Origin of the sequence: Streptomyces sannanensis (assembly GCF_039536205.1) — a bacterium.
Lineage (GTDB): Bacteria > Actinomycetota > Actinomycetes > Streptomycetales > Streptomycetaceae > Streptomyces > Streptomyces sannanensis.
Genome location: NZ_BAAAYL010000001.1, coordinates 2,353,260 through 2,376,500, shown reverse-complemented (window position 1 = coordinate 2,376,500; position 23,241 = coordinate 2,353,260). Strand labels below are relative to the sequence as shown.

The window sequence follows — 23,241 nt, the reverse complement described above, 5'->3', positions numbered from 1 at the left end:
GGTACGGGCCCACGCCTCACTCATGTACGCGCTCAGCGCTTGTGCTGCTCCAGGAACTCGACGACACGCTGTGCGGCCTTGCCGTCACCGTAGGGAATGCCCCGGTCGGTGCCGGGAGCCGGGCGGGTGGCGATGGCGGCCCACTCGGAGCGGCCGAGCTCGTGCGGGTTCGGGACGAGCCGGTTCCAGCCGCCCTCCAGGGTCTCGACCCATTCGGTCTCCGGGCGCACCGTGGTGCAGACGCGGTCCAGCAGGAACGCCTCCTTCTGCAGACCGCCGGAGTCCGTCACCACACCGGCCGAGCCCAGCACAGCGGCCACCAGACCGGCGTACGGCAGCGGACGGCCGACGTGCAGCGCGCCACGGCCGAGCTTGAGCCCGTGCTGCTCGGCCTTCGCCACCAGGCGCGGGTGCGCCAGCAGTGCCACCGGCACCGGCAGGTCGGCGAGCGCGTCGAGGATCGCGCCGAGCCGCTCCGGGTCGTCGGTGTTGTCCGGGCGGTGCAGGGTCGCCAGCAGGTAGGGAGCGTCGGCGTCGATACCCTCGGGCAGCACCGGCTTCGGGTGCTCCCCGGCCAGCACCGCGTCGCGGATGCGCAGGCAGACGTCGACCATCACGTCACCGGCGAGCACGGACCGCGAGGCCAGGCCCTCACCGGCGAGGTGGCGCATGGCCTCCTCGGTCGGGGCGAGCAGCAGGTCGGCCGCGTGGTCGGTCAGGATGCGGTTGTGCTCTTCGGGCATACGCCGGTTGAAGGAACGCAGACCCGCCTCCAGGTGGGCCACCGGCAGGTGCATCTTCACCGCGGAGAGCGCACCGGCGAGGGTGGAATTCGTGTCTCCGTACACGAGCACCCAGTCGGGCTTCTCGGCTTCCAGAACCGGGTCCATCGCGGCGAGGGTGTTACCGGTCTGTACACCGTGCGTCCCCGAACCGATACCGAGATGAACATCCGGGTCGGGAATGCCCAGACCGGAGAAGAAGACATCGGACAGATCGGCGTCGTAGTGCTGGCCTGTGTGGACAATCACATGTTGGTGCTCGGTTCCTGCGAACGCCGCTGCGATCGGCGCGAGTTTGACCAATTGGGGACGCGCCCCGACGACGCTGACAACCTTCACGGTGACCTGCTCCTCGTAACTGGGAATGGGGGCACGGTACGCGATACAAGGGGGGAATCGCATGGCCGTGTCTGCCGGTCCCGCCCGCTTCCGAGGCGGCGGGAGGAATTCCGTCCGATGATAAAGTGACGTGCCGACTGTGTGCCGGGGAGGAAGTATCTAATGGAAGAGGCAGCATCCAGGGATGCGGCCGTTGTCACGCCGTGGTACCCCACGCGTGAACTGCCCTTCCGGGGAGCCTTCGTCCAGGCGATGGTCGACGCTACTGCCCCCGGCTGCGACCGGATGGTCGTCTACCACTGCGACACCTGGGTGTCCGCGATGGACGAGGTGGCGGTCGAGGCCGTCGAGGCCGCCAACGCCAGACTGCTGTCCCAGGCGGTTCGCCCGGTGCCCACCGTCGGTGGCGCCGAGCTGGTGCACCTTGCCGTCACCACCCCCCGTGGTCAGGACTTCGGTCCCCTTGCCCGCAACCACGAGCGGCAGCTGCGCGCCGCCCTCGGCGGCAAGCCCATCGACGCTCCCGTGATCCACGCGCATGTGGGTCTGCCTGGCGCATGGGCCGCGCTGCAGAACGCGCGCCCCGGAGCCCGTGTCTACGTGACCGAGCACGCCACGTACCTCGATCGAGTGCTTGCCGAGCCCGAGGCCCGTGCCCTCTACGACGAGATGCTGCACCGGGTCGACGGATTCCTCGCCGTGGGTGAGCCGATCCGCAATGTGCTGAAGGCCGAGTTCCCGCACCACGCCGACAAGATCCAGCTCATCCCGAACCCGATCTCCTTCGCCGAGACCCGGGCCGAGCCCGTCACCGAGCTCCGGCGCTGGCTGTTCCTCGGTGGACTCATCCCGCGCAAGGGCGTCAACTGGCTGGTCGAGGCGTTCGCCCGGTGCCGTGCCGAGCACCCCGAGCTGACCCTCACCCTGGTGGGTGAAGGCGAGCTGCGCGCCGAGTTGGAGGAGCGCACTGTCGAGCTGGGTATCGATGACGCGGTCAGCTTCCTCGGCGCGGTGCCGCCGGCGCGTGCGCTGGAGCTCATGCGGGAGCACGACCTGCTCGTCCACCCGAGCCGGTACGAGACGTTCGGCATGACCGTCGTTGAGGCCGTCGCGGCCGGGATGCCGGTCCTGGTGACGAAGTGCGGCGGTCCCCAGGAGACGCTGGCGGGCGTCGAGGACGACGCGGGTGAGCTGATCGAGGTCGAGGAGAACGCCGAGACGATCTCCGACGGCTACCGGCGGCTGCGCACCCGGTTCGAGCAGGGCGGCCTCGATCTGGCGCGGGCGCAGAAGACCCTCGCGGGCCGGTACGGCTACGAAGCGGTGGCCGAGGCTCATTACCGTCTGTGGTATCCGGAGACGTCCGCCGGCGACCCGGCCGACCCGGCCGCAGCCGGCGCCCTCAAGTGATGGAGTGAGATGCAGGTCCTGTTCCTGGCCCTCGGCGCTTCGCGCAAGCGGGCTGTGATCGAGGAGTCCGCCGAGGTGGTCGCCGCCGGCGGCCGCGCGGTCGTCCTGATCCAGCGCAAGAAGTCCTGGAAGTCCGTGGAGTTCGCCCCCGGGGTGGACGTCTTGACCTCCGACGAGCTCGACGCGGCACATATGCCGCGCCGAATCGAGCACCTGGTGCTGTACCGGATTCCACGGTTCGTCATCTCGATGTTCGGCATCGGCCCCGTACGCCGGCTGACGCGGCGAGTGCACAAGGCGTACAAGCGCCGGGTGGCTTCCCGTATCCACAACAAGTTGTTCATGCCGGTGCACCGCCGGCTGTGGCCTGCCCTTTCCGCCCGTATGATGCGGTCCCACTTCGCCCAGGCGCCGGGCGGCGGCCCGGACCTGATGGTGGTGACCGACTCGCTCTCCGTGCGGCTCGCCATGCACCTTCTGGACACCTGGGAGCGCGACGGTCTGGCTCTTCCCCGCGTCTCTTACAGCATCGACTACGACGAGCGCGCCGAACCTGTGCCGGCCTCAGCCGCTCGCTGATCTCCACTCCGAGGGAAACTGATGACGAACCGACGCGACCGGCGCCGTCCTCGTGTGCTCTATCTCGCGTTCTACTTCCCGCCGTCCCGGGCCAGTGGTGTCTACCGGGCCCGGGCCACGGCGAACCACCTTGCGAAGAGCGGCTGGGACGTCACCGTCTGCGCGGCGCCGCTCGACTTCCTGTACGAGACGATCGGCTCGGTGGACGAGAGCCTCTCGGAGACGGTGGATCCGGGCATCCGTGTCGAGCGTCCGTCGCTGAATCAGTATTCCTGGCAGCAGGACCTGCGTGACTTCAGCCGGCTGCGCCGGACTTTCCCGCTGATGGCGCGCCGCCTGTACCACTTCGGGCAGAACAAGGTCTTCCCGGAGCGCTACGCGTCCTGGGCCTGGGCCTCCGTCGCCCGCGCCCTGAAGCTGCACACCAGGAAGCGCTTCGACGTCGTCGTGGCGACCGGCAACCCGCACGCCGCGTTCGGCGCGGCCTGGCTGTTCCACCGGCTCACCGGTGTCCCGTACGTCATGGACTACCGCGACTCCTGGACGCTGGACCTGTTCCACGACCAGCCCGCCTATCCCAAGGGCCACATCGCGTGGGCCTGGGAGAAGCGCTGCCTGGAGAAGGCGTCCGCCGCGGTCTTCGTGAACGACGCCCTGCGCAACTGGCACGCCGAGCGGTACCCCGAGGTTGCCGACCGGATGATGGTCGTCCCCAACGGCTGGGACGCGGACGTCATTCCCGATACGCCCGAGCCCGCCACGACCCCGGAGCCGGTCGAGGACGAGCAGCGTCCGCTGACCTTCTCCTACCTTGGCACGCTCACCGCGAAGCAGCCTGTGGAGGAGATGGCGGAGGCGTTCAAGGCCGCCCGCCGTCATCCTGAACTCGCCGACGCCGAACTGCGGATACACGGTCACCTCGGCTTCTTCAAGAACAGCCCGCAGAGCCTGCTGATCCGGCTCGGGCTGGACGAGGAGGCCCGCAGGGCGGGCGCGGAGGACACCGGTCTGCGGTACTGCGGTCCGGTCTCCAAGACCGAGGTCGGCACGGTCTACGAGAACTCCGACGTCCTCGTCTTCCTTGCCGGCGGCGGCCGCTATGTGACCTCTGGCAAGATCTTCGAGTACATGGCCTTCGGGCGGCCCATCGTGTCCGTGCACGCGCCGGACATAGCCGCCAAGGAGGTGCTGGAGGGGTACCCGCTGTGGTTCACCGCCGACAGCCTCGACATCGACGACCTCGCGGCCTCCATGGTCGCCGCGGGCAAGGCCGCGCGTGATCTGACGCCGGAACAGCGCGAGGCGGCCCGGCGCCACGCCGACGCGTACACGCGTGAGGCCGTCCTGATCCCGTTCGAGCAGCGGCTGCGCGAGATCACCGGCCGCTGAGCCCGATCGCGAGACACCAGTAGGACAATCGAGTAGGAGGGACGGGTCGCCCGTCCCTCCTCTCACACCACCGGACATGCGGGCCACGCATCCGGCGGTTCATCAAGCTGATCTCAACCGTTGCCAGGTCGGCTTGAGCATGCGCAGGCCGAGGTCGTCCCAGTGAGAGTTGGGCATCGCCCGCTGAAGGACAGCCGATCCCGCGATCCGCCAGTAACCCTTGCCGCTGCCCGCCCATTCGCGGGCCTTCCACTCGGCGATGCCGAGCTCGCGGAGGTTCCTGAACCGGGCCTTGGGGAGCTTCCATTCCTTCCAGCGGATCTGCCGCATCCTGCGGCGGAACCACTCGTCCAGCTCCCTGAACACCTTCGGGGTGTCCGCTAGCTGGAAGTAGCCCATCCATCCGGTGGTGAAGCGGTTGATCTTCGCGATGCGTTCATCCATCGCGATGCTCCACCGGCGCGAGGTCAACTCCCGCAGCCGGTCCTTCAGGCGCTTGACCGCCTTCGGATCGACCCGGATCCTGACCCCGGCCCGGGTGAAGTAGAAGCCGAACCCCAGCAGCACCGCCGAGCGGGCGTGGCCCACCTTCGACTTCTCCCGGTTGACCATCAGTTTCAGCCGCTGCTCGACCACGGCCGTGACCGAGGCGAGCACCCTTCTGGCGGCTCGTTCGCTCCGCACGAAGACGCGCACGTCGTCGGCGTAGCGCACGAACCGGTGACCGCGCCTGAACAGTTCCCGGTCCAGGTCGTCGAGCATGATGTTCGACAGCACCGGCGACAGCGGGGACCCCTGCGGGGTCCCCTCTTCGCTCGGCATCTTGATGCCGTCCACCATGATCCCGGCTTCCAAATACCTGCGGACCAGTCTCAAGACCCTGCGGTCAGCGACCTTGCGCGCGACCCGCGCCATCAGGACGTCATGCTGGACCCGGTCGAAGAACCGGTCCAGATCAAGGTCCACGACCCACCGGTAGCCGTCCTCGATCGCCCGCCGCGCGACCCGGACCGCCTGATGGGCGGACCGGCCGGGACGGAATCCGAAGGACGACCCCGAGAACTGCGGGTCGAAGATGGGCACGAGTACTTGCGCGATGGCCTGCTGGATCAAGCGGTCCAGCACCCGCGGCACCCCCAGCATCCGCTCGCCGCCACCAGGCTTCGGGATGATCACCTGACGGACCGGCGCCGGCCGGTAGATGCCCGCGTCGAGTTCGGCCCTCACTTCAGGCCAGTGCACTGCGATCCACGGCCGCAACTCAGCCGTAGTCATGCCATCCACTCCGGGTGCACCCCGGTTCACTTCGACGCGGTTGAGCGCCGCGAGCAGGTTCTCCCTGGAGAGCATCCGCTCCCACAGCGAGGACTCCCGCTCCCGGTGAACGTCCTCCATGGAGTGCGCCGACCGGCCACTACGCTCCGCCGGGACACTTCCGGAATGCACCGGTCCCTCCCCGGTCGGCACCGCCGAAGCGGACTTGCCGCGGTCCATGTGACCAGCACGAGCAACCACCACATCACCCGTTCCACTCGATGTTCGGCCCTTCCCAGCCCACCGCCAAGCGGCGGCCATCCCGGCTGGTACTACGGCCTCTGCTGACTTCTGCCCGGTCAGAGTCGGCCTCCCGGCCCACTCCGTCGGCGCGGCGACACCTCAGCACAACCGACACCCGAACAGATCTCCCCAGGTAAGAACGATCACTGTCCCTGGATCTCCGCCGCGTTTACGCACTGGCCCTCTTGGCAGTGACGGGCTTCGCCTTGCCATGCAGGCTCACCCGACCAGCACGCCTCATACACGGTTCGTGTTCCTCGGTACCCAGGTCTCGCCTCGGGCTTCCTCCAGACCCCACCTCACGATGACGCCCTTGCCTCCGGCTCGGGGTTAGCACCACCTCTTCCCCCAGGGGACTTTCACCCCCAAGCAATCGCCCATGCTGGGCGCACACGGCGAAGGCCCTGACCGGAATCCCGGTCAGGGCCTTCACCGTCGCCGGCGTTCGTCCGGACGCCGCGCCGCTACGCAGACGCCCGAGGGCGGCACCCCGCACGGGGTGCCGCCCTCGGGCAGAACCGGTCCGAACCGTCGGCCGGCTACTCCTTCGTGGAGTACGTCTCGCGGTCCAGGTTGGTGGTGACCGTCAGGTGCGGGTGCTTCTTGGCCCACTTCCACCCGGTGACCGTGCTGTTGACGTCTGCCACGAACACGTGGTCGATCTGCTGGAGGTCCAGCTTCGGCAGCGCCTCGCGGCGCGCGATACGGGACAGCAGCTGCGGCCTGACCTCGCGGTAGCCGCGGTTGAACACCTTCTTGTGCCAGGCGTTCGCGACCTTGGTGTGCGCCCGCTGCGCCGCGGCGACGGCCAGCTCGGGGCCGATCGCGTCACGCCGCCCGGCCGCCACCTTGCGGGCGCGGCGCAGCACGGCCCGCGGCGCGCGGTAGACGACGAACCGCTCGGCGCGCGGGACGGTCAGCTTCTTCTCGGCGGCCTCGATGCTGACGACGGGCACCCGTGCGTCCAGCTGGGAGGCGGCCCAGACGTCCGTCTTGGCGGTGACGACGGTGACCTCGACGCCACGCTCGACGAGGGCGTTGGCGAAGTCGGCGATGCGCTTCGGCTTCGGCGGCGTCAGCGCGAGGACCACGGCCCGGCCGACCGGCTCGGCGGGCGTGTCCTCGGCCTTCTCGGCCTTCTCCGCATTCTCGGCCGGGGCGGCCGCTTCCGGTCCGGCGGACTCGGCGGCGGCGGGCTTGTCCTGCGCCACCGGCTGCTCCTCGGCCGGCACCACACCCTCGTACACGTCCATGAGCTGCTTGGCCACGGCCTCGACGCCGTAACGGCTCTGCAGGACCTCACGGGCGCGGGGCAGGTCGAGCTCGGCGGCGCGCTCGCGCAGCTCGTGGTACGCGTCCACGATGACCTGCGGGTCCTCGCTGACGTCCATCAGGGCGCCGGCCGCAGTCTCGATGCCGGCGAGGGTCCCCTGGGGGCCCTGGCTGCGGGCGACCAGCACCGGCAGCCCGGTGGCGACGGCCTCCACGACGGTCATGCCGAACGTCTCGATCCGGCTGGCGTGCACCAGAAGGTCGTACTGGTGCATCAGCTCGTTGACGTCCCCGGGGTGCACGGGAGGCAGCACCCGGAAGCGGTCGCCGAGACCGAGCTCCTCGGCCCGGGCCAGCAGGTCCTCCTCCAGCTCGCCGCTGCCGACCATGGTCAGCGTGGCCCTCGGTTCCTCCTGGGCGACCTTGCCGAACGCCTCCAGCAGCTCGCTGACGCCCTTGTGCGGGGTCAGCCTGCCGACGTACAGCCAGCGCAGCAGCTCGGGGGAGCGTTCGCCGCCGACCGTGAAGCGGTCGAAGTCGATCACATTGGGAACGACCTGGAGCTTCTTCGCGTACTTCGGGAACTCCTGCGCGATCCGCTTGCGCAGCGAGTCGCTGACGCACAGGAACGCGTCCGCCCGCTCGAGCACCTCGGCGTAGAGGCGGCGGGCGGCCGGCTGGCGGAAGATCCGGGTCAGGAAGGTGGCGTGCTCGGTGACGACGATGCGCGCGTCCGGGCGGGCCAGCCGCATGGCCAGCACACCGCCGTAGATGCCGACGTGCGCGTGGATGACCGGAGCCTCGATCCTGCCGGTGGGCAGCGCCTTGCGCAGTGCCGCTTCCTGCGTGGCGACGGCGTCGGCGTAGCCCTTGCGCCGCACGAGTGGGACGGGCACCCGCGTCAGAGTTCCCTCGGGGGTGTCAAGGACGGGGACGAGGTCCCGGCGCTCGCGGAATCGGTTCGCGGTGACCTTGATGGCGTCGCCCAGCTTGGGGCCGGCCGGGCCGCCCCAGTCCTCGGTGTGGTACAGCGCCACCTTGTCGAACCGGTCGCCGACAGCTGCGACGGCCGACTGCACGAACGCGCCCGCGTACGGGTTGTTCGGCGACGGGTACCAGGGCGCGACGACGGCGAGGTCCGCGGGTTCGGCGGCGCGGCCCCCGGTCTCGTACGGCTCCAGGCGGAAGGCGAGCCCCGGCCGCTTGCGCAGCGCGGTCCACGCCACGGGCAGTGCCTGCGCATCACCGGCGATCAGCAGCTCCGCGTCGGCGAGCGGGCCCGAGCGCTGCCCGATCAGCTTGCGCGCGGCCTGCCAGGGGGCCCGGCTGCCGTCGACGGCGAGCTTGACCACCTCGACACCGTCGACAGCGGACAGCTCGCCGATCGCGTCCGCCCACTCCTCCATGTCGGGAGCGGCCAGGACGACCCGGGATCCGGACGCGGCCAGTTCTTTCACATGCTCGGTTGCGGCGGCCACCCGGTTGGGGCCGAGCGCGAGATAGAGCACGTGGCTTTTCATCTGATTCCCTTCGGAGACTCGCCTGCCCGTTTGTGCGCACGGCACAGCGCGCGCCCAGCCTATCGAAGGCCGATGGCCTGCGGCGCCCGCCGTCTTGCGCCCGCACTGCCGGGGCCGAGGCGCCGGAACAGGCGCTTCGTGGGGTGCTCCGTGCCACTGCCCGAGCCGGATCATTCATCGGGAGCCGAGCCCGGTCCGCGGCCCTGCACATCTGCCTACGCGGCCGCACACACCAGTGTGGCGAACAACAGCGCCGGCACCAACTGCGAGGCAGTGTACGGGCTTGGTCGGATGAGTCCGGGACAGCCGCGGACCCGAGGCCTCCTCAGGCGGCGCGCTCGGTGAGGACGCCGTCCTTCTCGTCGTGGAGTGCGCCGGTCTGGGGGCAGTCCCACACGCCCGGCTCGCCCTCGCGCTCCACCAGTCGGACACCGGCGCGTCCGACCCAGCCGATCTGCCGTGCGGGGACGCCGACGACCAGGGCGAAGTCGGGGACGTCCTTGGTGACGACGGCGCCGGCGGCGACCATGGCCCAGCGGCCGATGCGGACGGGGGCGACGCAGACCGAGCGGGCGCCGAGGGAGGCGCCCTCGTCGACCTTCACGCCGACGGCTTCCCAGTCGCCGCCGCGCTTCTGCTTGCCCTCGGGGTCGACGGAGCGGGGGTTGTGGTCGTTGGTGAGGACCACGGCGGGGCCGACGAAGACACCGTCGGCCAGCTGGGCCGGCTCGTAGACCAGGGCGTAGTTCTGCAGCTTGACGTTGTTGCCGATCTGCACACCGGTGCCGACGTACGCACCGCGGCCGATCACACAGCCCTCGCCGAGGCGGGCGTTCTCGCGGATCTGCGCCAGCTCCCAGACGCTGCTCCCGGCACCGATCTCGGCGGTCTCGTCGACCTGGGCGGTGGGCTGGACCCTGTAGTTCACGGTGATGGCCTTCCAAGGGGGGAGCTTCGCGGGCTACGCCGGGTGAGCATACGCGGCACGCCGGACGGAGCCCTTTTCGTTCCGCGCCCGGATGACCGGAACCGGGTTGCTGCGGGCGATCCGACAGCCGTCGAAGAGCTCCTCGAGCGGCATGTGGGAGGTGATCGTGCCCAGGTATCCGAATCGCGGCGGCCGGTTCGGCGCGGGTGGCACGAAATCCTGCTCGCCCGTCGGCTCGGGTTCCCAGCCGTTGGGTACGACCGTCATCCGGTCGGCGTCGTCGGGGTATCGGTCGATGTGCCACTGTCGCATGCCGTCGTTGACGAACACTGTCTCGGAGGTGTCGCGCAGGACCTTCGCCTCCCATTCGAAGGACTTGCCGCCCTCGTCGAAGATCAGGTTTTCGGTGAACTGATTGAGGGTCCACGCATCGCGGTAATCCGCCACGTACGATATTTTCAGCAGCTTTCCGAGCATCTGCGCGGCGGCGAAGGAGACAAAAGGATGTCCTGTCGCGATGATCAGGTCGAACTTCTTTTTGAATTGTGAGGTGACGGCCTTGGGTGGAACGCCGGGAATCCAGGTCGGATGCTGCTCCGGGAAGGCCTTTTTCTGGAAGAGCCGGTAGAGCTCATCCATGAGGGTCGGGACGTTGCGGCGCATCACCCCGAACCGGCGTATGTCCCTCTCCCGCGCTTAGTACGGCATCGGTCCGCGTTGCGGTGTGGTCGTGCCAGGGCTGCTAGTGCTGTGGCCGGAAAGGTTCACCGGCTCGCGACGTCCGGCACGGCACCTCTCCCCCGTAGCCCTTCGGGCACGGGAGGTACCCCCACCGTTGTCGCATCGCGCGAGTACGGCCGAGTACGAGCTGCGATGCTCCGCCTTGCGATGCACCGCACCGGACGCCGCGAGCTTCCCGGCAAACCTTTCCGGCCACAGCACTAGTCGTCCGGCAGGTCCAGGACGGGCGTGCAGCCGTCGGCGCGGAAGGTGAACGGCGGCTCGGTCGGCACCCGTGCCGGTGGCGGCCGCCAGGTCCGGAGCGCCGAGAGCGCGGCATCCGCGTTCCGGCGCGGGGTGCGGGCAGTACCGACGTCGAGCGGGTCGGGCAGCTCCGGGACCGGCATGCAGTGCGGCTTGCCTGAGCACCATGGACTTCGGTACCGCTGCGGACGCGGCCGGGATGACCGGCACGGTCCCACGGGTCACGGCTTCGGCGGCGGTTGCGGCGGTCGCCGTTCCCCGATGAGCGAGGCTCAGATGACGGTGCCTGCGGCGGCGCGGATCAGCTGTCTGGGATCGAGGCCCGTTTTCGTTGAACCGGACATGGTGAACCCCTCCAGGAAACGATCAATAACGATCAACGGTGAATGGGATCGTATGAAATTGGCAGGGCTGGTGGGACAGTCGTACTCCGAGGAAAACAGGCGACGCACAGAGAACAGTTGAGGACACTTTCTGACCGGCGCTGACAATCTTCAAGAGACCCGCTTGTCTCAATTGGGAATGGGGGCGCGGAACGCGATAGAAGGGAGGGGAAAGCGGTACGCCGAGTATGCGCCAGGAAGGAAGTGCCCATGAGAGAGGCAGCGCCCAGGGATGTGGCTGTCGTCACGCCGTGGTACCCCACGCGTGAATTGCCTTTCCGTGGAGCATTCGTCCAGGCCATAGTCGACGCGACGGCCCCAGGCTGCGACAGCATGGTCGTCTACCACTGCGACAGCTGGGTCTCCCGGATGGATCCGCGCACGGTGAGGGCCGTGGAAGCCGCCAGCGTCCGGCTGCTGCCCCGTACGGTGCGCCGGGCGCCCACCGTCGGCGGTGCCGAGCTGGTGCACCTTGCCGTCACCACCCCCCGGGGCCAGGACTTCGGAGCGCTCGCCCGCAACCACGAGCGCCAGCTGCGCGCCGCCCTCGGCGGCAAGCCCATCGACGCGCCCGTGATCCACGCGCATGTCGCTCTCCCCGGCGGATGGGCCGCACTGCAGAACGCGGCGCCCGGTGCGAAGGTCTACGTCACCGAGCACGCCTCGTACCTCGATCGGGTGCTCGCCGAGCCGGACGCGCGCGCGCTCTACGACGAAGTGCTTCACCGGATCGATGGATTTCTCGCCGTGGGCGAGCCGATCCGCGAGGTGCTGAGGACCGCGTTCCCGCACCACGCGGACAGGATCGGGCTTATCGCGAATCCGATCTCCTTCGCCGCGGTCCGTTCTGTTCCGGTCACCGATCTACGCCGGTGGCTGTTCGTGGGCGCACTCGTTCCGCTCAAGGGCGTCAACTGGCTGGTCGAGGCATTCGCCCGATGCCGTGACAGGGACCCCTCACTCACCCTCACTCTTGTGGGTGAAGGTGGGCTGCGTAGCCGGCTGGAGGAGCGGACGGCCGAACTGGGGATCTCCGACGCGGTCGCCTTCCCCGGCGCGGTGCCTCCGCACCGCGCCCTCGAACTGATGCGGGAGCACGACCTGCTCGTCCACCCGAGCCGTTACGAGACGTTCGGCATGACCATCGTCGAGGCCGTTGCCGCGGGAATGCCGGTCCTGGTGACGCGCTGCGGCGGCCCTCAGAAGACGCTGGCCGGAGTCGAGGACGCCGCGGCCGAGCTGATCGACGTCGAGGAGAACTCCGAGTCGATCAGTGACGGCTACTGGCGGCTGCGCGCGCGGTTCGAGCGTGGCCTGGACCTGGAGCGGGCGCAGAAGGCCCTGGCGAGCCGTTACGGCTACGAAGCGGTCGCCGGGGCTCATTACCGTCTGTGGTACCCGGAGCCTGTCGGCTCCCTCAAGTGATGGAGTGAGATGCAGGTCTTGTTCCTGGCCCTCGGTGGCTCGCGCAAGCGTGCGGTCGTCGAGGAGTCCGCTGATGTGGTCGCGGCGGGCGGCCGGGCGGTGGTCCTCGTCGACCGCAAGAAGTCCTGGGCGTCCGTGGCCTTCGCACCCGGAGTGGAGGTCGTGACACCGGACGAGCTCGAAGCGCGGCACCTGCCCCGCAGGATCGAGCGTTTCGTGCTGTTCCGGATCCCCCGCCTCGTCGCGTCGGTGCTCGGCGTCGGGCCGGTACGCCGGATGAGCCGGCGGGCCCTGAAGGCGTACGAGCGCCGGGTGGCCGGCCGTGTGCACCGCCGGGTGTTCCTCCCGGTGCACCGCAGGGTGTGGCCGACGGTCGCGGACCGTATAGCGCGCCGGCACTTCGGCGGGGGCGGCGGTCCGGAACTGCTGGTCGTGACCGACCCGTGGTCCGTGCAGCACGCGGTGCGGCTGATGGAGGCATGGGAGTCCGACCGGCTCGCAACCCCGTGCGTCACCTACAGCGTGGACAGTGTGGAGTGTCACCGACCCGGTCAGACGCCGGCGCAGAAGCAGACCTCCGCGGTTCGTTGATCCCCACCTCGAAGGAAGCCGATGACGAAGCGACGCGACCGGCGCCGTCCTCGTGTGCTCTATCTCGCGTTCTACTTCCCGCCGTCCCGGGCCAGTGGTGTCTACCGGGCCCGGGCCACGGCGAACCACCTTGCGAAGAGCGGCTGGGACGTCACCGTCTGCGCGGCGCCGCTCGACTTCCTGTACGAGACGATCGGCTCGGTGGACGAGAGCCTCTCGGAGACGGTGGATCCGGGCATCCGTGTCGAGCGTCCGTCGCTGAATCAGTATTCCTGGCAGCAGGACCTGCGTGACTTCAGCCGGCTGCGCCGGACTTTCCCGCTGATGGCGCGCCGCCTGTACCACTTCGGGCAGAACAAGGTCTTCCCGGAGCGCTACGCGTCCTGGGCCCGGTCCTCCGTCGCCCGCGCCCTGAAGCTGCACGCCCGCAAGCGCTTCGACGTCGTCGTGGCGACCGGCAACCCGCACGCCGCGTTCGGCGCGGCCTGGCTGTTCCACCGGCTCACCGGTGTCCCGTACGTCATGGACTACCGCGACTCCTGGACGCTGGACCTGTTCCACGACCAGCCCGCCTATCCCAAGGGCCACATCGCGTGGGCCTGGGAGAAGCGCTGCCTGGAGAAGGCGTCCGCCGCGGTCTTCGTGAACGACGCCCTGCGCAACTGGCACGCCGAGCGGTACCCCGAGGTTGCCGACCGGATGATGGTCGTCCCCAACGGCTGGGACGCGGACGTCATCTCCGACGTCTTCGAGCCCGCCGGCACCCCGGAGCCGGTCCAGGACGACCGGCGGCCGCTGCGCTTCGTCTACCTCGGCACGCTGACCGCCAAGCAGCCTGTGGAGGAGATGGCGCAGGCGTTCAAGACCGCCCGCCGCCACCCCGAACTCGCCGAAGCCGAGCTGCGGATACACGGTCACCTCGGCTTCTTCAGGAACAGCCCGCAGAGCCTGCTGATCCGGCTCGGCCTGGACGAGGAGGCCCGCAGGGCGGGCGCGGAGGACACCGGTCTGCGCTACTGCGGTCCCGTCGCCAAGACCGAGGTCGGCAGGGTCTACGAGGACGCGGACGTCCTCCTCTTCCTGGCCGGCGGCGGCCGCTATGTGACTTCGGGGAAGATCTTCGAGTACATGGCCTCGGGCCGTCCGATTGTCTCGGTGCACGCGCCGGACATCGCGGCCAGGGAGGTGCTCGAGGGATACCCGCTGTGGTTCACCGCCGACAGCCTCGACATCGACGCACTGGCCGCCTCGATGGTCGCGGCCGGCAAGGCCGCCCGTGATCTGACGCCGGACCAACGGGACGCGGCGCGACGGCACGCCGCCGCGTACACCCGGGAAGCCGTCCTCGTCCCCTTCGAGGACCGGCTCCGCGCGATCGCCGGACGATGACACGACGGCAGGGGCCCTGGCCGGAATTCCGGCCAGGGCCCCTGCCGTGCCGTCGGGGCGGCAAGCGTCGCCCGCGGCGTGCGCGGCGGCGAACGGCGCGCTCCGGCGCCTGGTCGTAGAGGCGCGTGCGCGGTGACCATGATCCGCGCGGCCGCGCCAGCCGCAACGCCAGCACGCCGCCGTAGATGCCGACGTGGGAGTGGACGGCCGGCGCCTCGCTAGCGAAGGGCCACTGCCCGTTCTGTCCGCGTCGCCGTCGTACGCCCGGGGCCGAGGCGGCGCAGCAGGCGTTCGACGGGGTGCTCGACGAGGTGGTAGAGCGCAGCGGACAGCGCGAGGCTCACCACGAGCACGAGCACCCAGAAGGAGTAGGTCTCGGCCCCCGGGTCCGGCCGTCCTCCGCCGAGGTGCAGCGCCACCCTGATGACGATCTCGTGCACCAGGTACCAGGCGAAGGACCAGTGCCCGAGCCGGATCATCCACGTAGAGCCGAGCCCGGTGTTCCGGCCCCGGATGTCGGCGTGCGCGGCGGCGCACACGAGCGCGGCGAAGATGGGGGCGGACAGCAGTTGCGAGGCACTGTACGGGCTGTACCAGAGCGAGTCGGGCACGGCCGCGGACCACGGGATCAGCGCCAGGTGCCAGCCCACGACGAGGGCGACGGCGACAGGCAGCGACACCGGTGGCCGCCAGCCCCGCTTGACCGCGAGTCCGGCGACCACGCCGAGGACGAACTGCAGGGTCCGGGTCGGCGGGAAGTAGTCCAGAGCCCAGATGCGCACCGTGGCCGATCCCATGAGCGGGCTGGCCAGCCAGACCGCGGCCGCGCCGAGCGAGACCGCGACCGCCGTCATCGCCCACACCCGCCTGCTGCGGCCGGCGAGCACCGCCAGCAGCAGGGGAAAGATGAGGTAGAACCACGCTTCGTCGCTCAGCGACCAGCCCGCTGGATTGCCGCCTGTGAAGATGACGGGATCGGGCGACCAGGCGTGCACGAGCGCCAGCGACACCGCGACCGCCCGGACGGACACGTCCTTGCCGACCGCCACCCACACGCCGACCGACAGCACGGTCGACACCACGAGCAGCGGCCAGATCCGCGCGAAGCGGCGCCACAGGAAGACCTTCGCCGGCACGGCCGCGCCGTCGTAGGTCCAGGCGAGGACGAAGCCGGAGAGGACGAAGAAGAACGTCACTCCGCTCCGTCCGTACCAGACGGTCTCGCTCAGCCAGGGAACCGTGCCGGCCTGCCGCGACAGGTGGTACATGACGACCGCGAACGCCGCCCAGAACCGCAGTCCGGTCAGAGAGGGAAGCCTGTCGCGGGTCACGAGCCGGCGCGCTCGGTGAGGACGCCGTCCTTCTCGTCGTGGAGTGCGCCGGTCTGGGGGCAGTCCCACACGCCCGGCTCGCCCTCGCGCTCCACCAGTCGGACGCCGGCGCGTCCGACCCAGCCGATCTGCCGTGCGGGGACGCCGACGACCAGGGCGAAGTCGGGGACGTCCTTGGTGACGACGGCGCCGGCGGCGACCATGGCCCAGCGGCCGATGCGGACGGGGGCGACGCAGACCGAGCGGGCGCCGAGGGAGGCGCCCTCGTCGACCTTCACGCCGACGGCTTCCCAGTCGCCGCCGCGCTTCTGCTTGCCCTCGGGGTCGACGGAGCGGGGGTTGTGGTCGTTGGTGAGGACCACGGCGGGGCCGACGAAGACACCGTCGGCCAGCTGGGCCGGCTCGTAGACCAGGGCGTAGTTCTGCAGCTTGACGTTGTTGCCGATCTGCACACCGGTGCCGACGTACGCACCGCGGCCGATCACACAGCCCTCGCCGAGGCGGGCGTTCTCGCGGATCTGCGCCAGCTCCCAGACGCTGCTCCCGGCACCGATCTCGGCGGTCTCGTCGACCTGGGCGGTGGGCTGGACCCTGTAGTTCACGGTGATGGCCTTCCAAGGGGGGAGCTTCGCGGGCTACGCCGGGTGAGCATACGCGGCACGGCAAGTCAGGAGTACCGGGCTGTCTTCGCCTTCAACCGAACCGGCCGTTGGCGCAGCCACGGGCGCTGGTACACCCGGCGGAGCAGCCGCTCGCTGATGCCCGGCACCGGCTCCCACAGGGGCGCGGTGGTGATGATCAGCTGTCCTCGGTGGTTGGCGTTGGCCGAGACCCGGTGCGGGTGGTCACGGCGCCGGCGGCATGCCGGCGGCAGCGGCAGGCCCCCGGGTCTTCAGCGGGATGTCGTACGTCGAGCCCGCCGCGTCCGGATACACGCGCACGCCCTGCTTCGCCTTGCGGCGTTCCACGGGGATCCGCATGTGTTCGTGAGCAACGCGGGCGGTGCCGTCTGCAGCCGCAGCCAGATGCCCGTGACTTCGACCGGCTGCTGCTGGACGGTCGGCCTCAGGGCGAGTGACGGGCGACGCCCAGCAGGTAGTAGCCGCACGCGGCGGAGATCACGGTGGCGCTCGCCAGCACCGTCCAGACGATGGTGGGGCGGGCCCGTGACAGCGCCCGGGCGACCGGCAGCAGCAGAACGAAGGCGGGGATCAGAAACCGCGCCTTGGAGTGGAAATAGCCCGCAACCCCGATGGTGATGATCACCAGCGCGGTCGCGTAGACGAGCAGCGGGGCCGGCTGCCGCTGGATGCAGCAGACCACGAGCAGCACCACCGCGGCGGCGATGGCCGCGGCGACCATGACGGCGTCCAGCGTGACCATGGGCTGCTGGAACACCCCGGACAGATGTTGCAGTGTGAAGGCGCCGCCGTCGAAGGAGGTGCCCCAGCGTTCCTGTACCCGGAAGTACCCGTCCCAGCGGCCTGCCCGGTGGCCGACCCAGCCCACCCAGGCGAGCCAGCCGAGGGGGGCGACGAGGACACAGACCAGCAGCCGCACCACCGGCCGTTGCCCGCCGGGCCCCGGCCGGAGCAGCGCCGTCAGTGCGCACACCACGACAGTGGCCGCCACCGCGGCCCCCGACGGCCTGGTGAGCCCCGCCAGCACGGCCAGACCGCCCGCGGTGAGCCAGCGTCGGGTCAGAACCGCGTACAGCGCCCAGGCGGCGAGCGCGGTGAACAGGGGCTCCGTGTACGCCATGGACTCGACCACGGCATGTGGCAGAACGCCCCACAGGACGACCAGGACGATGGCCGTCGCACGGTTCGCGACCATCTCGACGACGGCGTAGATGCCCCAGGCCGCGACCAGCGAGGCCAGTACCGAGATGCCCCAGGCGGCCCAGCTCGCCGGAAGCGGCAGCACCGCGGTGGCCCCGCGGATCAGCCCCGGGTAGAGGGGGAAGAAGGCGTACCGGCACAGCTCGCCCTGTACGGGGCAGCTTCCCGCGTAGCCGCGCTCCGCGATGTGGAGATAGGCGCCGGTGTCGTATCTGCTGGCCAGCATCCTGATCGGGTCGGAGCCGGTCCAGATCAGCAGCATGACCGTTCCGAACATACGGGCCAGTGCGTACCCGGCGAGCGCCGGCCATGCGCGCAGCAGGGAGCTGCCCACCGGGCCGGGGAGCGGGGCGGGACCCGCGGTCTTCTCGCGTTCCGCCTGCCTGGTCTGCGGTCCCACCATTTCCTTGCACTCTCCCGGTCCACTGGTGCCACCGAAAGGCGTAACTGCGGAAAAGAAGAACAGGAAACGGAACAGGACGATTACGGGCTGACCGGCCGGGCCGTGGCGATCGCGACGGAGTGCGGCGTCGGCCGGGTCCAGGCAGGGCACCGGGCCGGTCGGCCGGGGCGGTGTGGAGAAGAACGGGACGCGCCTCGCGATCTCTGTGCACACGCCCTCGCGGAACTCCAGGAACTCGGTGTGTGCGTCGCCGTGGTACGTCCAGGGGAACGCGGTGGCGTGCGTGCCGATCGCCTGGAAGATGTCCAGCGCCTCGTCGTAGCGCTCGGCCCTGATCAGCATCAGGACGAGGTCGTTGCGGAAGCCCCGTGACGTTCTGCCTGCGCAACGGCGCCCTGGTCGCGGTCAGTCGTCGTCCGCCGGCAGCTGAGGCCGCGGAGGGTCTGTCGGCGCACCGGGGTCCGGGGGATCTGCTCGCGGCGTGGGCCTGAGGGGTGGTGAACCGGCAGCCCGACCCGGTTTGACCGGCAGGTGAGGGCCCCGTAGCCTTGACCCTCGGCGTGTTTCCATGCGCGCCTGCTCCTGAGCACCTTCCTTCTGCAGTGATGCGGGAGAGGCCGCTCATCCATCCGGACAATGCACGGGCCCCGGCCCGTGCGGGCGGCTGGCATCAGGGGTTTCGTTCCGAGCGAGAGTGAGATCCGCGTGTACGCCATCGTGCGCAGCGGTGGTCGCCAGCACAAGGTTGCTGTCGGCGACATCGTTGAGGTTGACAAGATTTCCACTGCCAAGGTTGGCGACACGGTCGAGCTCTCGACCCTGCTGCTGGTCGACGGCGACGCCGTGACCAGCGACCCGTGGGTGCTGGCCGGTATCAAGGTCACGGCCGAGGTCGTGGACCACCACAAGGGCGCGAAGATCGACATCCTTCGCTACAAGAACAAGACCGGCTACCGCCGTCGTCAGGGCCACCGTCAGCAGTACACGGCCCTCAAGGTCACCGGCATCCCCACGGCTGCGAAGTAAGGACTGAGGAGAGATGGCACACAAGAAGGGCGCATCGTCCACTCGGAACGGTCGCGATTCCAACGCTCAGCGGCTCGGCGTGAAGCGCTTCGGCGGTCAGGTCGTCAACGCCGGTGAGATTCTGGTCCGCCAGCGCGGCACCCACTTCCACCCGGGCACGGGCGTCGGCCGCGGTGGCGACGACACCCTGTTCGCGCTGAACGCCGGTGCGGTGCAGTTCGGTACGCACCGTGGCCGCAAGGTCGTGAACATCGTTCCGGTCGCCTGATCCAGGCACCGCGGAACGTTCTTCGCTGGGGCGGACCTCACTTCCCGTTCGGGAAGTGGGTCCGCCCTTGGCGCGTTCTTGAATAAGCAGAACTTTCGTACGCACGCATTTGTATCTGGAGGCACACCCATGACCACCTTCGTGGACCGCGTCGAGCTGCATGTCGCCGCGGGTAACGGAGGCCACGGCTGCGCCTCCGTGCACCGCGAGAAGTTCAAGCCGCTCGGCGGCCCCGACGGTGGCAACGGCGGCCGCGGCGGCGACGTGATCCTGGTCGTCGACCAGTCCGTCACCACGCTGCTCGAGTACCACCACTCGCCGCACCGCAAGGCCACCAACGGCAAGCCCGGCGAGGGCGGCAACCGTTCCGGCAAGGACGGCCAGGACCTGATCCTGCCGGTGCCGGACGGCACAGTCGTCCTCGACAAGCGCGGCAATGTGCTTGCCGACCTGGTCGGCGAGGGGACGCAGTACGTCGCCGCCGACGGTGGCCGTGGCGGTCTCGGCAACGCCGCACTGGCCTCCGCCCGCCGCAAGGCGCCCGGCTTCGCGCTGCTGGGCGAGCCTGGCAGGTCCGGGGACATCGTCCTCGAGCTCAAGACCGTCGCCGATGTGGCGCTGGTCGGCTACCCGAGCGCCGGCAAGTCCTCCCTCATCTCGGTCCTCTCGGCCGCCAAGCCGAAGATCGCCGACTACCCCTTCACCACCCTGGTCCCCAACCTGGGTGTGGTGACCGCCGGCTCGACCGTCTACACCATCGCCGATGTGCCCGGTCTGATCCCGGGAGCCAGCCAGGGCAAGGGCCTGGGCCTGGAGTTCCTGCGCCACGTCGAGCGCTGCTCGGTGCTGGTGCATGTGCTGGACACCGCGACACTGGAGTCCCACCGCGACCCGGTCTCCGACCTCGACGTCATCGAGGAGGAGCTGGCGCAGTACGGCGGCCTGGACGACCGGCCGCGGATCGTCGTCCTCAACAAGGTCGACATCCCGGACGGCCAGGACCTCGCGGAGATGATCCGCGGCGATCTGGAGGAGCGCGGTTACCGCGTCTTCGAGGTCTCAGCGGTGGCCCGTACGGGCCTGAAGGAGCTGTCCTACGCACTGGCCGACATCGTCGCGAAGGCGCGCGCCGCGAAGCCGAAGGAGGAGGCGACCCGGATCGTCATCCGCCCGAAGGCCGTCGACGACGCGGGCTTCACGGTCACTCAGGAAGAGGACGGCCTCTTCCGCGTGCGCGGCGAGAAGCCGGAACGCTGGGTGCGCCAGACCGACTTCAACAACGACGAGGCCGTCGGCTACCTCGCCGACCGCCTCAACCGCCTTGGCGTCGAGGAGCAGTTGGTGAAGGCGGGCGCCCGCGCGGGCGACGGCGTGGCCATCGGCCCCGAGGAGGACGCGGTCGTCTTCGACTGGGAGCCGTCGCTCCAGGCCGGCGCGGAAATGCTGGGTCGCCGAGGTGAGGACCACCGCTTCGAGGCCCCGCGCCCGGCGGCGCAGCGCCGCAGGGACCGCCAGGCGGAACGCGACGAGGTGGAGCGCGAGTTCGACGAGTTCGACCCGTTCTAGTTCTTCCCCCCTGTTCCCGGCCGTGTCGGTGTGCGGCTCCGCAGCGTGGGGGCAAGCCCCAGCCGCCGGACCGTTCTTCGGGCGGTTCGCTCAATCCCCGGACGGGCCAGTGCGGCCCGTCCGGGGACCTTCCGTTTGCTTTGTTGCCCCGCGGTACTCTGCTGCCCAATTCGGCTGAGCAGCAGGGACCGGCTACGAGGGCAGCACCGACGACCTCGTTGTCGCAGGTCGCGGTCCGAGCGTCGGAACCACCCGGGAATTGCGCAGCAGAGTCCCGCGGAACGACTGCCCACAAGGGGAGCGGACACACAGGACCCATGCCAACGGTGGGCGTCGGGTTCCCGCCTGTCCGGTGATTGAGGACGGACACGGACGTCCGTATCGCGAAGGACGGCACTTTCAAGCCCCTCCGGCGATTGAGGAGCGGGGGCCGAGGCGGAGTCCCCACGCGGCGGAGCGGCATATATCAGTACAGCGGGGGCGGGGAGACACCCGCTGTCGGCCACCGGCGTGTGGCTTCCATCATGCACGTCCTGCCTGACGATACGTGAACTCCCAGGCAGGCGCGTGAACGTCGGGTGTCGACCGGGTGCCGCGAAGAGGGGGGTGCTTTGCATGTCGTTAACGAAGAGTGCAACGATCGGTCAGCTCCCCCATCTCGCGAGGTAGGTCGTCCGTGTCCGAGCAGCAGATAGTCAAGCTCCGAACCACAGCTGTCGTGCTCGCCGGTGGTACCGGTCAGCGCGTGGGGCTCTCTATCCCCAAGCAGCTGCTGAAGATCGCGGGTAAGGCTGTCATCGAGCACACTCTGACGATCTTCGAGCAGGCCGATGCGATCGACGACGTCATCGTCCTCATGGCCCCGGGCTTCGTGCCCGACGTGGAGAAGATCGTCGCCAGGGCCGGCCTGAGCAAGGTCAGCAGGATAATCGAGGGCGGCTCGACCCGTAACGAGACCACCGAGCGGGCGATCGCCGCGCTCGGCGAGGGGCTGGCGGAGGGGGAGGACCTCAACGTCCTCTTCCATGACGCGGTGCGTCCGCTTCTGTCACAGCGTGTGATCCAGGACTGTGTGGACGCCCTCGCCCGCTACCAGGCCGTCGACGTCGCCATCCCGTCCGCGGACACGATCATCGTGACCCGTACGCACGGCGAGGACGGCGAGTTCATCACCGACGTCCCGGACCGGTCCCGGCTGCGCCGAGGCCAGACGCCGCAGGCGTTCAAGCTGTCCACGATCCGCTGTGCGTACGAGATCGCGGCGGGCGACCCCAACTTCCAGGCCACCGACGACTGCTCGGTCGTGCTGAGATACCTGCCGGACGTGCCGATCCATGTCGTGGCGGGTGACGAGTACAACATGAAGGTGACCCAGCCGGTCGACGTCTTCATCGCCGACAAGCTCTTCCAGCTGGCGTCCACCGCCGCCCCGCAGCACGCCTCCGACGAGGCCTACCGGGAGCTGCTCACCGGCCGCACGCTGGTCGTCTTCGGCGGTTCGTACGGCATCGGCGCGGACATAGCGGCGCTGGCCGAGCGGTACGGCGCCAACGTCTACGCCCTGGGCCGTTCCACCACCGGCACCCACGTCGAGAACCCGGATCACGTCGACGAAGCGCTGTCCCGTGCGTACACGGAGACCGGCCGGGTCGACTACGTGATCAACACCGCGGGTGTGCTGCGGATCGGCAAGCTGGCCGAGACCGACAACTCCGCCATTCAGGAAGCCCTGAATGTCAATTACCTGGCCCCGGTGCAGATTGCGCGTGCGTCGTACAAATACCTTGCGGAGTCCAAGGGGCAGCTACTCCTCTACACCTCCAGCAGCTACACCCGCGGGCGCGCCGAGTACAGCCTCTACTCGTCCACGAAGGCGGCCATGGTGAATCTCACCCAGGCCCTCGCGGACGAATGGGCGGCGGATGGAATCCGGGTGAATTGCATGAATCCGGAACGAACCGCCACCCCGATGCGCACCAAGGCTTTCGGTGTGGAGCCGGCCGGCACGCTGCTCTCTTCCGAGGCGGTCGCCAAGGCCTCGCTGGACGTGCTGCTCTCCGAGCTGACCGGGCATGTCATCGACGTACGGCAGCAGGACCCGACGCGTGGGGCCGCCGAGGCCTCGGGCTTCGAGCAGGCGCTCGCCGCGGTCCTGGATCGCCAGGAAGATGTTTAATAATTTCGAAAAGTTTCACCCGGGCCTCTGCGATTGCTTTCAGGTAATCCCAGAGGCCCGAGTGAGTTTGACGCGCCAGTGC

General features: G+C 69.5%; 20 protein-coding genes. 10 read left to right on the top strand and 10 right to left on the bottom strand.

Translation table 11 applies throughout. The annotated features are described in order from the left end of the window. Positions 1–32: 32 nt before the first annotated feature. On the bottom strand, positions 33–1,121 hold the full coding sequence (gene wecB / locus ABD858_RS11205) for a non-hydrolyzing UDP-N-acetylglucosamine 2-epimerase (RefSeq protein WP_345036176.1): 1,089 nt from the start codon (positions 1,119–1,121) through the stop codon (positions 33–35). Between the two features lie 162 nt (positions 1,122–1,283). Here wecB and ABD858_RS11200 point away from each other — a divergent pair, with 162 nt between their 5' ends. From ABD858_RS11200 to ABD858_RS11190, 3 genes are read left to right on the top strand one after another with little or no spacing between them, the layout of a single operon-like run. Then, the gene (locus tag ABD858_RS11200) at positions 1,284–2,531 is read left to right on the top strand and encodes a glycosyltransferase family 4 protein (RefSeq protein ID WP_345036175.1); all 1,248 of its coding nucleotides are present in this window, start codon (positions 1,284–1,286) and stop codon (positions 2,529–2,531) included. 9 nt (positions 2,532–2,540) lie between these two features. Continuing rightward, positions 2,541–3,110 (top strand): hypothetical protein, encoded by a 570-nt coding sequence (locus ABD858_RS11195; protein ID WP_345036174.1) that lies wholly within the window; start codon positions 2,541–2,543, stop codon positions 3,108–3,110. A gap of 21 nt (positions 3,111–3,131) precedes the next feature. After that, positions 3,132–4,499 (top strand): glycosyltransferase, encoded by a 1,368-nt coding sequence (locus ABD858_RS11190; RefSeq protein WP_345036173.1) that lies wholly within the window; start codon positions 3,132–3,134, stop codon positions 4,497–4,499. Positions 4,500–4,601: 102 nt separating this feature from the next. Here the strand turns inward: ABD858_RS11190 and ltrA are convergent, their stop codons facing one another. From ltrA to ABD858_RS11165, 5 genes are all read right to left on the bottom strand, one after another. Then, positions 4,602–5,894 carry a group II intron reverse transcriptase/maturase gene (gene ltrA, locus ABD858_RS11185; RefSeq protein ID WP_345035340.1) on the bottom strand — a complete coding sequence of 431 codons (1,293 nt, stop codon included), beginning with the start codon at positions 5,892–5,894 and terminating at the stop codon, positions 4,602–4,604. Positions 5,895–6,595: 701 nt separating this feature from the next. Next, entirely contained in the window at positions 6,596–8,848 is a 2,253-nt protein-coding gene (locus tag ABD858_RS11180) for a glycosyltransferase family 4 protein (RefSeq protein WP_345036172.1), read from the bottom strand. Between the two features lie 325 nt (positions 8,849–9,173). Continuing rightward, the gene (locus ABD858_RS11175; RefSeq protein WP_345036171.1) at positions 9,174–9,776 is read right to left on the bottom strand and encodes an acyltransferase; all 603 of its coding nucleotides are present in this window, start codon (positions 9,774–9,776) and stop codon (positions 9,174–9,176) included. Between the two features lie 33 nt (positions 9,777–9,809). Beyond that, positions 9,810–10,439: a glycosyltransferase gene (locus tag ABD858_RS11170; protein ID WP_345044432.1), complete on the bottom strand. Its 630-nt coding sequence runs from the start codon at positions 10,437–10,439 to the stop codon at positions 9,810–9,812. Between the two features lie 278 nt (positions 10,440–10,717). Next, on the bottom strand, positions 10,718–10,903 hold the full coding sequence (locus ABD858_RS11165) for a hypothetical protein (RefSeq protein ID WP_345036170.1): 186 nt from the start codon (positions 10,901–10,903) through the stop codon (positions 10,718–10,720). Positions 10,904–11,353: 450 nt separating this feature from the next. On the opposite strand from ABD858_RS11165, the gene ABD858_RS11160 reads away from it, so the two are divergent. From ABD858_RS11160 to ABD858_RS11150, 3 genes are read left to right on the top strand one after another with little or no spacing between them, the layout of a single operon-like run. After that, the gene (locus ABD858_RS11160) at positions 11,354–12,568 is read left to right on the top strand and encodes a glycosyltransferase (RefSeq protein ID WP_345036169.1); all 1,215 of its coding nucleotides are present in this window, start codon (positions 11,354–11,356) and stop codon (positions 12,566–12,568) included. A gap of 9 nt (positions 12,569–12,577) precedes the next feature. Continuing rightward, on the top strand, positions 12,578–13,159 hold the full coding sequence (locus ABD858_RS11155; protein ID WP_345036168.1) for a hypothetical protein: 582 nt from the start codon (positions 12,578–12,580) through the stop codon (positions 13,157–13,159). Positions 13,160–13,180: 21 nt separating this feature from the next. After that, positions 13,181–14,548, top strand: a complete 1,368-nt coding sequence (locus ABD858_RS11150; protein WP_345036167.1) for a glycosyltransferase — start codon at positions 13,181–13,183, stop codon at positions 14,546–14,548. Positions 14,549–14,766: 218 nt separating this feature from the next. Here the strand turns inward: ABD858_RS11150 and ABD858_RS11145 are convergent, their stop codons facing one another. The 4 genes from ABD858_RS11145 to ABD858_RS11130 form a co-directional block, all read right to left on the bottom strand. Beyond that, positions 14,767–15,879: an acyltransferase family protein gene (locus ABD858_RS11145; RefSeq protein WP_345036166.1), complete on the bottom strand. Its 1,113-nt coding sequence runs from the start codon at positions 15,877–15,879 to the stop codon at positions 14,767–14,769. Beyond that, a complete protein-coding gene (locus ABD858_RS11140) occupies positions 15,876–16,481 on the bottom strand; it encodes an acyltransferase (RefSeq protein WP_345036165.1) in 606 nt (201 codons plus the stop codon). The genes ABD858_RS11145 and ABD858_RS11140 overlap by 4 nt, the downstream gene beginning before the upstream one ends. Positions 16,482–16,724: 243 nt before the next feature. Beyond that, positions 16,725–16,847 (bottom strand): hypothetical protein, encoded by a 123-nt coding sequence (locus ABD858_RS11135; protein WP_345036164.1) that lies wholly within the window; start codon positions 16,845–16,847, stop codon positions 16,725–16,727. Between the two features lie 97 nt (positions 16,848–16,944). Further along, entirely contained in the window at positions 16,945–18,465 is a 1,521-nt protein-coding gene (locus ABD858_RS11130; RefSeq protein WP_345036163.1) for a hypothetical protein, read from the bottom strand. 363 nt (positions 18,466–18,828) lie between these two features. Between ABD858_RS11130 and rplU the strand changes: the two genes are divergently transcribed. The 4 genes from rplU to ABD858_RS11110 all read left to right on the top strand — a co-directional run bounded on the left by rplU (position 18,829) and on the right by ABD858_RS11110 (position 23,159). Next, a complete protein-coding gene (rplU, locus tag ABD858_RS11125; RefSeq protein ID WP_345036162.1) occupies positions 18,829–19,149 on the top strand; it encodes a 50S ribosomal protein L21 in 321 nt (106 codons plus the stop codon). Between the two features lie 13 nt (positions 19,150–19,162). Then, positions 19,163–19,417: a 50S ribosomal protein L27 gene (gene rpmA / locus ABD858_RS11120; RefSeq protein ID WP_175411175.1), complete on the top strand. Its 255-nt coding sequence runs from the start codon at positions 19,163–19,165 to the stop codon at positions 19,415–19,417. Positions 19,418–19,546: 129 nt separating this feature from the next. Next, on the top strand, positions 19,547–20,983 hold the full coding sequence (obgE, locus tag ABD858_RS11115) for a GTPase ObgE (protein ID WP_345036161.1): 1,437 nt from the start codon (positions 19,547–19,549) through the stop codon (positions 20,981–20,983). 676 nt (positions 20,984–21,659) lie between these two features. Next, a complete protein-coding gene (locus ABD858_RS11110; RefSeq protein ID WP_345036160.1) occupies positions 21,660–23,159 on the top strand; it encodes an SDR family NAD(P)-dependent oxidoreductase in 1,500 nt (499 codons plus the stop codon). The last annotated feature ends 82 nt before the right edge of the window (positions 23,160–23,241 follow it).

Coding starts and splice junctions, on each gene's coding strand:
- ABD858_RS11200 (WP_345036175.1), top strand. CDS start 1,284: ATGGAAGAGGCAGCATCCAGGGATGCGGCCGTTGTCACGCCGTGGTAC.
- ABD858_RS11195 (WP_345036174.1), top strand. CDS start 2,541: ATGCAGGTCCTGTTCCTGGCCCTCGGCGCTTCGCGCAAGCGGGCTGTG.
- ABD858_RS11190 (WP_345036173.1), top strand. CDS start 3,132: ATGACGAACCGACGCGACCGGCGCCGTCCTCGTGTGCTCTATCTCGCG.
- ltrA (WP_345035340.1), bottom strand. CDS start 5,894: ATGGAGGACGTTCACCGGGAGCGGGAGTCCTCGCTGTGGGAGCGGATG.
- ABD858_RS11180 (WP_345036172.1), bottom strand. CDS start 8,848: ATGAAAAGCCACGTGCTCTATCTCGCGCTCGGCCCCAACCGGGTGGCC.
- ABD858_RS11170 (WP_345044432.1), bottom strand. CDS start 10,439: ATGCGCCGCAACGTCCCGACCCTCATGGATGAGCTCTACCGGCTCTTC.
- ABD858_RS11165 (WP_345036170.1), bottom strand. CDS start 10,903: ATGCCGGTCCCGGAGCTGCCCGACCCGCTCGACGTCGGTACTGCCCGC.
- ABD858_RS11160 (WP_345036169.1), top strand. CDS start 11,354: ATGAGAGAGGCAGCGCCCAGGGATGTGGCTGTCGTCACGCCGTGGTAC.
- ABD858_RS11155 (WP_345036168.1), top strand. CDS start 12,578: ATGCAGGTCTTGTTCCTGGCCCTCGGTGGCTCGCGCAAGCGTGCGGTC.
- ABD858_RS11150 (WP_345036167.1), top strand. CDS start 13,181: ATGACGAAGCGACGCGACCGGCGCCGTCCTCGTGTGCTCTATCTCGCG.
- ABD858_RS11130 (WP_345036163.1), bottom strand. CDS start 18,465: ATGCTGATCAGGGCCGAGCGCTACGACGAGGCGCTGGACATCTTCCAG.
- rpmA (WP_175411175.1), top strand. CDS start 19,163: ATGGCACACAAGAAGGGCGCATCGTCCACTCGGAACGGTCGCGATTCC.
- obgE (WP_345036161.1), top strand. CDS start 19,547: ATGACCACCTTCGTGGACCGCGTCGAGCTGCATGTCGCCGCGGGTAAC.